This is a genomic window from Pseudomonas sp. 22082 (assembly GCF_052046055.1).
Lineage (GTDB): Bacteria > Pseudomonadota > Gammaproteobacteria > Pseudomonadales > Pseudomonadaceae > Aquipseudomonas > Aquipseudomonas pharyngis.
This window is the reverse complement of sequence record NZ_JBQEQB010000002.1, coordinates 85,039-97,152: the sequence shown is the minus strand read 5'-3', so window position 1 is coordinate 97,152 and position 12,114 is coordinate 85,039. Positions and strand designations below refer to the sequence as shown.

The following is a 12,114-nucleotide window of genomic DNA, read 5'->3' as shown; positions in this document are numbered from 1 at the left end:
GGCGCAAGACGCATGCTTTGCACTTGATACCTGCATGGAACGCCATGTCATGAATGCACCGGATCTGAACCTGTTGATCACCCTCGACGTGCTGCTGAGCGAAGGCAGCGTCGCTCGCGCCGCCGAACGCCTGCGTCTGAGCCCGTCAGCCATGAGCCGCGCGCTGGCCCGGCTGCGCGAAACTATCGGCGATCCGCTGCTGGTGCGCGCCGGCCGAGGACTGGTGCCGACCCCGCGTGCGCTGGAGCTGCGTGACCGGGTCAGTTATCTGGTGCAGGAAGCCGAAGCGGTTTTGCGCCCGGCAGAAGTGCTCGATCCCGGCCAGTTGCGGCGCACCTTCACCCTGCGCAACACCGACGGTTTTGTCGAAACCTTCGCCGCCGCTCTGCTCGCCCGCATCGCCGAAGAGGCGCCCGGCGTGCGCCTGCGCTTTGTGCAAAAGGCCGACAAGGACAGCACGCTGTTGCGCGTAGGTCGGGTGGATCTGGAAACCGGCGTGGTCGACGACAGCACCGACCCGACGCTGCACAGCCGCATTCTGTTCCGCGATCAGTGGATTGGTGTGGTGCGCTTGGGGCATCCGTTGAGCAGCGGCAAGGTCAGCGCCAAACGCTTCGCCGCAGGCCAGCACATTCTGGTGTCACGCCGTGGACGCAGCAGCGGCCCGGTGGACGAAGCATTGCTCGCCTTCGGCCTGACGCGGGACATCGTCACCTCGTTTGGCGGGTTTTCGGCGGCGCTGACGCTGGTCCGTGAATCAGACCTGATCGCCACTGTCCCGGAGCGTCACACCAGCAAACTGCGAACGGGTCTGCACAGTTTCGCCTTGCCATTCCGGATGCCGGACATCAGCGTATCGATGCTCTGGCACCCGCGCATGGACGCCGACCCGGCGCATCGTTGGCTGCGCAATTGTGTGCGGGAAGTCTGCGCCTAACGCGCGTCCCCGCCAGCGGGTTTGTAGAACAGAAATTTCTTGGTCTCGGCGGTTTTTCTGTATTCCTTCGCCCAACTCGGATGAACGTTGCGGTCGTGGAAATACAGGGCGCCATGGGTGCGGTCGGTGAGCTGGCGGTTCAGTGCCTTGCCGGCGATTTCCTTGGCCAGCGCGTATTCGGCGTCCTCCTTGACCTGATCCGGACGCCCGTCGCACCACCAGGAAAACTGGCAACTCCTGGTTTCCGAGCCCTGCTTGACCACCTCGCAGACCGTGCCCGGAAAGCCGTCATGCCCGAGACGGTTCATCACCACACTGGCCACGCCTTCCATGTCGGCAGTGTCCTTGCCCTTGGCTTCCCAATAGATACTGCGTGCCAGACAGGTGATCGGATCGTCCAGCGGCGCAGCGCCGGCGGGGTCGACCGCCTGGGCTTCGGTCGGAGTGATGGCTTCGGATTTGGGTGCTGGGGGCGCGTCGGGTTTGTCGGCCGCTTTCTCTTCCAGTACTTCGGCTTTCGCTTCAGCCTTTTCCTTGATCGGCGCCTGATCGGTGGCCAGTGCCGTACCGCTCAGCAGGGTCAACGCAAGACAGCAAAGCAACCCGTTCAATCCCATGATCATTCTTCCGGCAGGGCCCGCTGCGGGCAAAGTGTTACGTGGTTGAGACGCCCGGATCCCGGGCTCTTCGCGAAGTGTAGACGGCAATTTTCACAGGATCGTTCCGCAGAAAAATCCGTGCCATGAAGAAAAAGACATTGCACCAACCGGGGCCCTTTCGCGCATGATGTGCGCACTCAGCCCAAGGGAGATTTCCATGCGCTTCATGCCATCCGTTCTGCGACTCGCCGCGTTGTCCGTGGGCCTGGCGCTGGCCACTTCGGCCATGGCCACCGACGAGTCGCAATTGATCGAATCGATCAACAGCTACCGCAGCCAGCCGCAGCGTTGTGGCAGCCAGGCGTCCAGCGAATTGCCGCCGCTGTCGGCCGATCCGCGCCTGATTCTGCCGGCCACCGGCGTGGTGGATTTGCAGCAGGCGATGTCCAGCGCTCGCTACCCGATGGTCAACGTGCAGGCGATCACCCTGAACGGACCACGGGACGCGGCGTCGGCGATGAAGGCGATTCAGGAGAGCTTCTGTCAGGTGGTGCTGGATCCGCAGTTCGTCGATATCGGTGTCAGTCGCGCCGACCGTGACTGGCGCATCACTCTGGCCCGACCGCTGCTGTCGGCCCGCCTCGGCGACGGTCAGGCGGAAGGCCAGAAACTCCTCGAACAACTCAATGCCGCCCGCGCCCAACCGCGCCAGTGCGGCAGTCAGGCATTCGCGGCGACCACGCCGCTGGCATGGAACGCCGTGCTTGGCGGCGTTGCCCAGGAACACAGCCGCGAGATGGCCAACAACAATTATTTCGACCACAAGGACCGCAACGGCGGCACTCCCGGCGACCGCGCCGAACTGGCCGGCTACAGCGGCCAGCAGGTCGGCGAGAACATCGCCGCCGGGCAGGACACGGTGCAGAAGGTCGTCGCCGGCTGGCTCGCCAGCCCCGGTCATTGCGCCAACCTGATGAACCCTCAGTATCGTGAGCTCGGCGCTGCGTACGCAGTCGATCCGAAGAGCAGTGCCGGCATTTACTGGACTGCGATGTTTGGCGGGGAGTAAACCTCAAGGCAGTTCCTCCCCCCGAGGGGAGGAAGTAAACCGCAGGCAATAAAAAACCGGAGCCAGGCTCCGGTTTTTTTATGGTCAATGAGTCCTCATCCCCGCCGCATACATCGCCAGTTTCAGCAGACTCGCCACCACCGCCAGCGAAACCACGCTGCCGGACCAGATCAACAGCAACCAGCCCAGGCGTTTGTACCAGCGGCTTTTCACTTCACGCATCTCAATGGTAGCCATCGCCAATCCTCACTTTGCCGCGGAACACGTAGTAGCTCCAGAAGGTGTACATCAGGATCACCGGCAGGATGAACAGCGCACCGATCAGGGCGAACAGCTGGCTGGTGGCCGGTGAAGCCGCCGCCCACAGGCTGACCGACGGCGGGATGATGTTCGGCCAGATGCTCATTGCCAGGCCGACGTAACCGAGGAACATCAGCGCCAGGGTGAACACGAACGGCCAGTGGGTGTGGCGCTGACGCAGCGAACGCAACAGACCGAACAGCGCCAGCACCGCCAACACCACCAGCCCGGCGAACACGGTCAGGTGCGCATGGTTGAACCAGCGACTGGCCAGTTCCGGATGCAGTTGCAACGTCCACACGCCGATCACCACCACCATCGCCAGCAACAGCCACGCCAGCGGACGGCTGTAGTGGCGCATCCGCGATTCGAGCATGCCTTCGGTCTTGACCAGCAACCAGGTGCTGCCGAGCAAGGCGTAGGCGATCACCAGACCGACGCCGCAGACCAGCGGGAACGGCGCCAGCCAGTCGAGACCGCCACCGGCGAACTCCCGATTCACCACCGGAATTCCCGACACATACGCGCCGATCACCACGCCCTGGGAGAACGTCGCCAGCAGCGAACCGCCAATGAACGCCCAGTCCCACAGATGGCGTTTTTCAGCCGGCGCCTTGAAGCGAAACTCGAACGCCACCCCACGGAAAATCAGACCCGCCAGCATGAAGATCAACGGCAGATACAGCGCCTCCAGAATCACCCCGTAAGCCAGCGGAAACGCGCCGTACAACGCCGCCCCGCCGAGCACCAGCCAGGTTTCGTTGCCGTCCCACACCGGTGCGACGGTGTTCATCATCACGTCGCGCTCCTGCTCGTCGCTGATCATCGGGAACAGGATCCCGAGGCCCAGATCGAAGCCGTCCATGATCACGTACATCATCACCCCGAAGGCAATGATCACGCCCCAGATCAACGAGAGATCAATACCTTGAATACCCATGACTCAACGCTCCTTTTTCAGTGGATCCGGGTCGCGGATTCGAGGTTGTCGGTGACCGCCGAAAGTGGCCGGCGCGGGGTCTGCACCTGAGTGCCTTCGGGCGGATGTTCGTGGTGCGGCTGCGGGCCCTTGCTCACCAGTTTCATCATGTAGCCGATGCCCACGGTGAACACCGAGCAGTAGATGACGACGAACAGCGCCAACGAGGTGCTCATCTGCGCCACCGAGTGATGGGACGCCGCGTCATGGGTGCGCATCAGGCCGTACACCACCCACGGCTGACGCCCGACTTCGGTGGTGATCCAACCCGCCAGCAGCGCAATCAGTCCGCTTGGCCCCATCAGCAGCACCAGCCGCTGGAAGCCGCGATGACGGTAGACCTTGCCGTTGCGCCGCAACACCAGGCCCAGCACACCGACCAGAATCATCAACATGCCCAGCCCGGCCATCACGCGGAAGCTCCAGAAAATCACGGTCGAGTTCGGCCGGTCTTCTTTCGGGAAGCTCTTGAGCGCCGGAATCTGCTTGTCGAGGCTGTGGGTGAGGATCAGGCTGCCGAGGTACGGAATCTCGATCGCGTATTTGGTCTTTTCCGCCTGCATGTCGGGGATGCCGAACAGCACCAACGGGGTCGGACCGTTGTCGGCGTTTTCCCAATGGCCTTCGATGGCGGCGATTTTCGCCGGTTGGTGTTCCAGGGTGTTCAAGCCATGGGCGTCACCGACCACCGCTTGAATCGGCGCCACGATCAACGCCATCCACAGCGCCATGGAAAACATCTTGCGCACCGGTTTGCTGTCGTTGCCGCGCAGCAAATGCCAGGCCGCCGAAGCGCCGACGAAGAACGCCGTGGCAACGAACGCGGCAATCGCCATGTGCGCCAGACGGAACGGGAACGACGGGTTGAACACGATCGCCAGCCAGTCGACCGGCATCACCCGGCCGTCAACGATCTCGAAGCCCTGCGGGGTCTGCATCCAGCTGTTGGAGGCGAGAATCCAGAAGGTCGAGATCAGCGTACCGATGGCGACCATCACCGTGGCGAAGAAGTGCAAGCCACGGCCCACGCGGTTCCAGCCGAACAGCATCACCCCGAGGAACCCGGCCTCGAGGAAGAACGCGGTCAGCACTTCATAGGTCAGCAACGGCCCGGTGACGCTGCCGGCGAAGTCGGAAAATCCGCTCCAGTTGGTGCCGAACTGGTACGCCATGACCAGCCCCGACACCACGCCCATGCCGAAGTTGACGGCGAAGATCTTCGACCAGAAGTGGTAAAGATCGCGGTAAGTGTCGTTACGGGTTTTCAGCCACAGGCCTTCGAGCACCGCCAGGAAACTCGCGAGACCAATGGTGATCGCCGGGAAAATGATGTGGAACGAAACCGTGAACGCGAATTGAATTCGCGCCAGGTCCAGTGCCTCCAGGTTGAACATGATGATGTCCTCATCAAGGCTGAAAAGCGGCAGCACACGGCCGGGCCACCGCCAGGCGCGAACGCCTGCAGCCAGTCAAAATGCAAAAGGGTTGGATCGCGTGGTTCGGTCAGGCCACCGACGACGGGATCAGGTTGCTCGCCTCGGCCGCTTCGAGGCGGATCGCCACGAATTTGGAGGTCGGCGTGTAGGTGCGGTCGCCGTAGCTTTCCAGCGGCACCAACGGGTTGGTTTCCGGGTAGTACGCGGCAGCCTGCCCGGCGGGAATGTCGTAGGCGATCAAGGTGAAACCGCTGACCCGACGCTCGCGCTCGTCGCCCCACAGCGCCACCAGATCAACCTTTTGCCCCGGTTCGAAACCGAGTCGGCGGATGTCCTGTTCGTTGGCGAATACCACGTCGCGCATACCGTAGACCCCGCGATAACGGTCGTCGAGGCCGTACAGCGTGGTGTTGTACTGATCGTGGGACCGCATGGTTTGCAGGATCAGATGCGGTTTGACCGGCAGGTTACGCACGCCTTCGCTGATCAGATGCTCCGGCAGCACACACGGGGTGAACTGGGCCTTGCCGGATTCGGTGTTCCAGACCCGGTCGGAGGCGTTGTTGCCGAGGTGGAAACCACCGGGGATCAGCAGCTTCTCGTTGAAATTCTCGAAGCCCGGAATCACGTCGGCGATCAGGTTGCGGATGCGTCCGTAGTCGCCGACCGCCCATTCCCAGTCGATCGGGTGTTTGCCCAATGTGGCGGCAGCGATTCCGGCAATGATCGCCGGCTCGGATTTCAGATGCGCCGACTTCGGCTTCAGTTGACCGAACGACAAGTGCACCATGCTGAAGGTGTCTTCCACTGTCACGCCTTGCGGGCCTTCGGCCTGAACATCGATGTCGGTACGGCCCAGGCACGGCAGGATCAACGCATCACGCCCGGTCACCAGATGGCTACGGTTGAGCTTGGTCGAGATGTGCACGGTGAGGTCCAGTTTGCGCATCGCGGCGTGGGTACGCGGCGTGTCCGGCGTGGCTTGAGCGAAGTTGCCGCCCAGCCCGATAAACACCTTGGCTTCGCCGCGTTCCATGGCGCCAATCGCCATCACCGTGTTGTGGCCGTGCATGCGCGGCACCTTGAAGTTGAAGCGCTTTTCCAGGGCGTCCATCAGCTCGGTCGGGGCCAGTTCGTTGATGCCCATGGTGCGGTCGCCCTGCACGTTACTGTGCCCACGCACCGGCGACAGCCCGGCGCCCGGACGGCCGACGTTGCCGCGCAGCAGTTGCAGGTTGATGACTTCTTGCAGGGTCGGCACCGAGTGTACGTGCTGGGTCAGGCCCATGGCCCAGCACATGATCACGCTCTTGGCCCGGGCGTACATGCGCGCTGCCAGTTCGATGTCATGCAGCGGCACGCCGGACTGCTCGACGATGTGCTCCCAGCTCGTGGCATCGACTTCGGCCAGGTAGCTGTCGAGCCCCGACGTGTGCTCAGCAATGAAGGCGTGATCGAACACCGGCTCGCCGCCGGTGGCCTGGGCTTCACGCTCCCACTCCAGCAGGAACTTGGCCATGCCGCGGATCATCGCCATGTCGCCGCCCAGTGCCGGGCGGAAGTACGCGGTGTTGGTCGCTTCCCAGCCGTTGCTGAGCATCTCGATCGGGTTCTGCGGGTTCTGGAAACGCTCCAGCCCACGTTCCTTGAGCGGGTTGATGCACACCACTTGAGCGCCGCGCTTCACCGCTTCACGCAGCGGTTCGAGCATGCGCGGGTGGTTGGTGCCGGGGTTCTGGCCGATCACGAAAATCGCGTCGGCATGGTGCAGGTCTTCATAGACCACCGTGCCTTTGCCGACGCCGAGGCTCTCGCCCATGCTCACCGCACTGGCTTCGTGGCACATGTTCGAGCAGTCCGGGAAGTTGTTGGTGCCGTAGGCACGGACAAACAACTGATAGAGAAACGCCGCTTCGTTGCTGGCGCGACCCGAGGTATAGAACTCGGCCTCGTGGGGCGATTTCAGGCCTTTGAGGTGCTTGGCGATCAGCGCAAAGGCGTCGTCCCAGGTGGTTTCGACATAGCGGTCGACCCGCGCGTCGTAGCGCATCGGATGGGTGATCCGGCCCTGATACTCAAGCCAGTAATCGCTTTGCTCGGCCAGGGTCGAGACCGTGTACTTGTTGAAGAACGCCGGATCGACCAGGCGGCCGGTGGCTTCCCAGTTCACCGCTTTGGCGCCGTTCTCGCAGAACTTCAACATGCTCGCGCCGGGTGCTTCACCCCAGGCACAACCTGGGCAGTCGAAGCCGCCGTTCTGGTTGGTCTTGAGCATGGCGCGGATGTTTTTCAGGGCGTTTTCACTGCCCAGCCAGTTCTTGGTGAGGCTGATGACAGCGCCCCAACCCGCAGCGGCGCCCTTGTAGGGTTTGTAACGGTCGACTTGTGACATGGGACTTCTCCATGACGATGCACACAGGCAAAAACCTGATCGGGTTTAAACAGCGACGACTGACTTTCAAGTTAAAAAGCGGTCGTTTCGTTTGACGGAGCCAAGGATAGGAACCGCTGCAAAACCTTGTCTAATCGCTATTAATGACTGCGTTATCGAAAGCATCTATCACCGACTTAATCCCTTTAAATCCGGGCACTTGCAAAGCCAGGAAGGGAAAAATGACGAATAATATTTTCATCATCGACAGCATCAATCGGCCGGTAATCAAGAGTGATTGGACGCTGTCTCAAGTTGCTCATAATCTGCGCCGACCCAATCCCTTCAATAGCGGATTTCACCCAAGCGAGGCTGTCATGTCAGAGCGCGTCTTGATCGATGGTTACAACCGCCGCGTCGACTACCTGCGCATGTCGGTCACCGACCGCTGCGACTTCCGCTGCGTGTATTGCATGGCTGAAGACATGCAGTTCCTGCCGCGCCAACGGGTGCTGACGCTGGAGGAGATCTATCAACTGGTGCAAAGCTTCGTTGCACTGGGCACCCGCAAGATTCGCCTGACCGGCGGCGAGCCGTTGATTCGTCCCGGTGTCGTCGGCTTGTGCAAGCAGATCGCCGCCCTGCCCGGCCTGCGCGAACTGTGCCTGACCACCAATGGCTCGCAGCTCGGCAAACTGGCCAGCCCGCTGTTCGATGCCGGGGTCAAACGCCTCAACGTCAGCCTCGACAGCCTTGATGCCGAGCGCTTCAAACAGATGACCCGCACCGGCGACCTGGGCCAGGTGATCGACGGCATCGACGCCGCACGCGCCGCCGGATTTACCCGCACTAAACTCAACTGCGTGGTGATGCAGGGCCGCAACGATCACGAGATCAATGATCTGGTGCAGTTCGCCATCGAGCGGGATCTGGATATTTCCTTCATCGAGGAAATGCCGCTGGGGATCATCAGCGAACACAGCCGCGCCGAGTCGTTCTTTTCCAGCACTCAGGTGCGCGAAAAGATCGCCGAGCGCTACACCCTGATCGACTCCGCCGAATCGACCCAGGGCCCGTCGCGCTACTGGCGGCTGGCCGAAGCGCCGCACATCCGGCTGGGGTTCATTTCGCCCCACAGCCACAATTTCTGCGGCACCTGCAACCGGGTGCGGCTGACGGTCGAGGGGCGTTTGCTACTGTGTCTGGGGAACGAGCATTCGGTGGACTTGAAGGCGGTATTGCGTGCCCATCCGGGTCAACCGGAACGCTTGGAGAAAGCCATCATCGAAGCGATGAAACTCAAGCCTTACCGGCACAACTTTGAAGTGAACGACGACGTGCAAGTGGTGCGTTTCATGAACATGACCGGCGGCTGATCCGCCACCTTTGCAAGGCAGAGAGCCGCATGATCATCCGACCCAAGGTCAATCAATTCGCCATTCTCTTCACCCTCAAAGGCTCGATTGCCAAGCGCATCGCCCTGCGCGCCCTGATGGTGACGCTGCTGGCGTCGGCCATCGTGCTGGTGGAAATGCTCCACCCGAGCAACTTCACCAAGGTCAACGCCACGCCGTTCACCCTGCTCGGCCTGTCGCTGTCGATCTTCATGAATTTTCGCAACAACGCCTGTTACGACCGCTGGTACGAAGCGCGCAAGGCCTGGGGTGAAGTGATCGTGCATGTGCGCTCGATGATTCGCGAAACCCATGTGATTCGCGAATCGGCGCAGCGCCGTCTGTTGCTGCTCAACCTCGCAGGTTTTGCCCACGCGCTGAATGCGCGCTTGCGCCGGGAAAACGAAGCCGCCGCCAGCGCCGAGTGGATCACCCCGCAGCACGACGCGCAGGTGCCGGACTACAGCGGGCGCATCCTGCAGACGGTGGGTCAGCAATGTTCCGATCTGCATGAGTCAGGCGAGCTCAGCGAATGGCGCTACATGCTGCTGGCCAATCACCTGACCAGCCTGACCCAGGCGCAGGCGGTGTGCGAGCGGATCAAGAACACGCCGCTGCCCTTCCCTTACACCTTGCTGCTGCACCGCACGATTTATCTGTTTTGCATCCTGCTGCCGTTCGCCATGGCCGAACCGCTGGGCTGGCTGACGCCGTTGTTCACGGCGATTGTCAGCTACACCTTTTTTGGTCTGGATGCGATTGCCGATGAACTGGAAGACCCGTTCGGCCGGGATGAAAACGACTTGCCGACCGATGCGCTGGTGCGCAGCATCGAGCGGGACATTCTGGCGGAGCTGGGGACTGAGCCGTTGCCGCCAGCGCTGAAACCGGTGGACTACGTCCTCAGTTAATCGACTGCCTCCCCCTTCCGGGGAGGGAAACTCATCAATCCAGATGCGCCCAGGTCATGCGGAACGATGCCCCGCCCCACGGTGAATCGCCGACGTCGACCTGCCCGCCATGGGATTGAGACACCCGCCGCACCAGCGCCAGACCGAGGCCAAAGCCGCCCGTGCGGCGGTCACGGCTGGCGTCCAGGCGCGAGAACGGTTCGAAGATTTTCTCCCGTCCTTCCAGCGGCACGCCCGGGCCGTCGTCGTTGACCTGCACTTCGTATTGATCGCCGATGCGCACCAGCGACACCTCGACCCGCTGCTCGGCATAGCGAATGGCATTGCGCAGCAGATTGATCACCGCCCGCGCCATGAACCGCGGTTCGATCCGTACTTCATCGACTCGGCAATCAACGATCAGCAATTGCACACCGGCCGCCTCGGCCTCCAGGGCTACGCTGCCGACCACGCTGTCCAGCCAGTTGGCCGCCTGGATATTTTCGCGGGTAATCACCGTCGCGCCACGTTCGAGGCTGGCGTAGGTCAGCAGTTCGGAGACCATTTCTTCCAGCTCGCCGAGGTCGGCATACATGTCGGCGATCAGTTCGCGGTTCTGGCTGGCGTCCGGTTGCTGCTTGAGTTGATCGAGCTCGAACGACAACCGGGCAATCGGCGTGCGCAGTTCGTGGGAGACGGCGTTGGTCAGTTCGCGCTGATTGGCGATCAGCCCCTCGATGCGCGCTGCCATCAGGTTGAAGTGGCCGGCCAGGTCGCGGATGTTCGAGCGTTTGGACAGCTGGATCCGTACCGAGAGGTCGTTGTCGCCGAAACGCTCGGCGGCCAGCCGGAGTTTTTCCAGATCGCGCCAGTGCGGGCGAACCCAAAAGTACAGAACGATGCCCAGCAATACAGCCAGCATCAGGTAGGCCCCGGCAATGTAGAACGGCATCAGGCTCGGCTCGGGCGGCAGCTTGATGCTGAGCAACTGCGAACCTCCGTCGATGTTGCTGATGAACTGGGTGTAATCGTCACGAATAACCAACACATCCTGGGCCAGTTCGGCTTTTTCCTGATCAGTGAGGTTCAATTGGTCAGCCTCGACCAGGCTCAACGTCAGCCCGTAGTGCGGACGCAACGCCTCCAGTTGCGCCTCACGCGCCGCGCCCTGCTGGTCGCGCATGTGTTCGACCAGCGACCAGGCCTGACCGCGCACCGCTTCACGGTTGTAGGCCTGCATCTGGTTGTCGAGCAACGCGTTGAAGGTGTGTTCGACGGTTTGCAGCGCCGCCACCAGCCCGACCGTCATCACCAGAAACAGCCCGAGAAATAACCGCAGCATCTACAACTCCCACGCGAACGGATTGAACAGGTAACCCTTGCCCCACACGGTCTTGATGCACACCGGTTCGCGAGGGTTGTCCTTGAGTTTGTTACGCAACTTGCTGATGTAAACGTCGACGCTGCGGTTGAGGCCATCGAACGCGATGCCGCGCATGCGGTTGAGAATGTCATCGCGCGACAGGATCTTGCCGGCGGCGCTGGCCAGCAGCCAAAGCAGTTCGAATTCCATGGTGGTCAGCTCGATCAGCTCGCCCGCCAGACGCACTTCGCGGCAACTGCGGTCGATGATCAGGTTGCCGAACTCCAGTGAACTGACCACGCCGCTGTCCGGCACCTGCCGGCGTTGCAGGGCCCGCAGGCGCGCGAGCAGGACCGGCGGCTTGATCGGTTTGATCACGTAGTCATCGGCGCCGGACTCCAGGCCCAGAATGTGGTCGAGGTCATCTTCCTTGGCCGTCAGGATGACAATCGGTGTGTCCGACACGCTGCGGATTTCCCGACACACGTGCAGGCCGCTCTGCCCCGGCAGCATCAGGTCGAGCACCACCACTTTGGGCTTGAATTCGAGAAACGCGGCCACGGCCAGATCGCCGCGATGCACCGTGTGTACCTCGTAGCCGTGTTGTTCGAGAAAGTGGGCGATCAGCGCGGCCAGCCGCTCATCGTCTTCCACCAGCAGGACTCTGCCAAAACCCAGGTTATCCATAACAACCGCCGCCAACCGCTTTGTGAAGTGGGCGCCATTATGGCGGCATTCGCGGGCGAGTCGTTTATCGCAGGCAGCAAAAACCGGCC

At 61.9% G+C, this 12,114-nt stretch carries 11 protein-coding genes; 4 read left to right on the top strand and 7 right to left on the bottom strand.

Going from position 1 to position 12,114, the window contains the following annotated elements; genetic code table 11:
- Nucleotides 1–49 precede the first annotated feature (49 nt).
- A complete protein-coding gene (locus ACTJK9_RS02940; protein WP_085610653.1) occupies nucleotides 50–937 on the top strand; it encodes a LysR family transcriptional regulator in 888 nt (295 codons plus the stop codon).
- Here ACTJK9_RS02940 and ACTJK9_RS02935 read toward each other — a convergent pair.
- The gene (locus ACTJK9_RS02935) at nucleotides 934–1,554 is read right to left on the bottom strand and encodes a cell wall hydrolase (RefSeq protein WP_085610654.1); all 621 of its coding nucleotides are present in this window, start codon (nucleotides 1,552–1,554) and stop codon (nucleotides 934–936) included. The two genes, ACTJK9_RS02940 and ACTJK9_RS02935, sit on opposite strands and share 4 nt — an antisense overlap.
- Before the next feature lie 199 nt (nucleotides 1,555–1,753).
- Here ACTJK9_RS02935 and ACTJK9_RS02930 point away from each other — a divergent pair, with 199 nt between their 5' ends.
- On the top strand, nucleotides 1,754–2,605 hold the full coding sequence (locus ACTJK9_RS02930; protein ID WP_064597492.1) for a CAP domain-containing protein: 852 nt from the start codon (nucleotides 1,754–1,756) through the stop codon (nucleotides 2,603–2,605).
- An 84-nt stretch (nucleotides 2,606–2,689) separates the two neighbouring features.
- Here the strand turns inward: ACTJK9_RS02930 and ACTJK9_RS02925 are convergent, their stop codons facing one another.
- The 4 genes from ACTJK9_RS02925 to ACTJK9_RS02910 all read right to left on the bottom strand — a co-directional run bounded on the left by ACTJK9_RS02925 (nucleotide 2,690) and on the right by ACTJK9_RS02910 (nucleotide 7,712).
- A complete protein-coding gene (locus tag ACTJK9_RS02925) occupies nucleotides 2,690–2,842 on the bottom strand; it encodes a DUF2474 domain-containing protein (RefSeq protein WP_074688757.1) in 153 nt (50 codons plus the stop codon).
- Nucleotides 2,829–3,845: a cytochrome d ubiquinol oxidase subunit II gene (cydB, locus tag ACTJK9_RS02920; RefSeq protein ID WP_221397602.1), complete on the bottom strand. Its 1,017-nt coding sequence runs from the start codon at nucleotides 3,843–3,845 to the stop codon at nucleotides 2,829–2,831. The genes ACTJK9_RS02925 and cydB overlap by 14 nt, the downstream gene beginning before the upstream one ends.
- Before the next feature lie 17 nt (nucleotides 3,846–3,862).
- Entirely contained in the window at nucleotides 3,863–5,278 is a 1,416-nt protein-coding gene (locus ACTJK9_RS02915; protein ID WP_440811986.1) for a cytochrome ubiquinol oxidase subunit I, read from the bottom strand.
- 109 nt (nucleotides 5,279–5,387) lie between these two features.
- On the bottom strand, nucleotides 5,388–7,712 hold the full coding sequence (locus ACTJK9_RS02910; RefSeq protein WP_221397604.1) for an FdhF/YdeP family oxidoreductase: 2,325 nt from the start codon (nucleotides 7,710–7,712) through the stop codon (nucleotides 5,388–5,390).
- 356 nt (nucleotides 7,713–8,068) lie between these two features.
- Between ACTJK9_RS02910 and moaA the strand changes: the two genes are divergently transcribed.
- Complete coding sequence (moaA, locus tag ACTJK9_RS02905) at nucleotides 8,069–9,067, top strand: GTP 3',8-cyclase MoaA (RefSeq protein ID WP_440811983.1); 999 nt, start codon at nucleotides 8,069–8,071, stop codon at nucleotides 9,065–9,067.
- 29 nt (nucleotides 9,068–9,096) lie between these two features.
- On the top strand, nucleotides 9,097–9,996 hold the full coding sequence (locus tag ACTJK9_RS02900; protein ID WP_440811981.1) for a bestrophin family protein: 900 nt from the start codon (nucleotides 9,097–9,099) through the stop codon (nucleotides 9,994–9,996).
- A 34-nt stretch (nucleotides 9,997–10,030) separates the two neighbouring features.
- Here the strand turns inward: ACTJK9_RS02900 and ACTJK9_RS02895 are convergent, their stop codons facing one another.
- Both ACTJK9_RS02895 and ACTJK9_RS02890 read right to left on the bottom strand, forming a co-directional pair.
- On the bottom strand, nucleotides 10,031–11,317 hold the full coding sequence (locus ACTJK9_RS02895) for an ATP-binding protein (protein ID WP_440811979.1): 1,287 nt from the start codon (nucleotides 11,315–11,317) through the stop codon (nucleotides 10,031–10,033).
- Nucleotides 11,318–12,025 carry a winged helix-turn-helix domain-containing protein gene (locus ACTJK9_RS02890; protein WP_440811977.1) on the bottom strand — a complete coding sequence of 236 codons (708 nt, stop codon included), beginning with the start codon at nucleotides 12,023–12,025 and terminating at the stop codon, nucleotides 11,318–11,320. It abuts the gene before it with no gap.
- Between the last annotated feature and the right edge of the window lie 89 nt (nucleotides 12,026–12,114).

Coding starts and splice junctions, on each gene's coding strand:
- ACTJK9_RS02925 (WP_074688757.1), bottom strand. CDS start 2,842: ATGGCTACCATTGAGATGCGTGAAGTGAAAAGCCGCTGGTACAAACGC.
- cydB (WP_221397602.1), bottom strand. CDS start 3,845: ATGGGTATTCAAGGTATTGATCTCTCGTTGATCTGGGGCGTGATCATT.
- ACTJK9_RS02910 (WP_221397604.1), bottom strand. CDS start 7,712: ATGTCACAAGTCGACCGTTACAAACCCTACAAGGGCGCCGCTGCGGGT.
- ACTJK9_RS02930 (WP_064597492.1), top strand. CDS start 1,754: ATGCGCTTCATGCCATCCGTTCTGCGACTCGCCGCGTTGTCCGTGGGC.
- ACTJK9_RS02895 (WP_440811979.1), bottom strand. CDS start 11,317: ATGCTGCGGTTATTTCTCGGGCTGTTTCTGGTGATGACGGTCGGGCTG.
- moaA (WP_440811983.1), top strand. CDS start 8,069: ATGTCAGAGCGCGTCTTGATCGATGGTTACAACCGCCGCGTCGACTAC.
- ACTJK9_RS02915 (WP_440811986.1), bottom strand. CDS start 5,278: ATGTTCAACCTGGAGGCACTGGACCTGGCGCGAATTCAATTCGCGTTC.
- ACTJK9_RS02900 (WP_440811981.1), top strand. CDS start 9,097: ATGATCATCCGACCCAAGGTCAATCAATTCGCCATTCTCTTCACCCTC.
- ACTJK9_RS02935 (WP_085610654.1), bottom strand. CDS start 1,554: ATGGGATTGAACGGGTTGCTTTGCTGTCTTGCGTTGACCCTGCTGAGC.
- ACTJK9_RS02890 (WP_440811977.1), bottom strand. CDS start 12,025: ATGGATAACCTGGGTTTTGGCAGAGTCCTGCTGGTGGAAGACGATGAG.
- ACTJK9_RS02940 (WP_085610653.1), top strand. CDS start 50: ATGAATGCACCGGATCTGAACCTGTTGATCACCCTCGACGTGCTGCTG.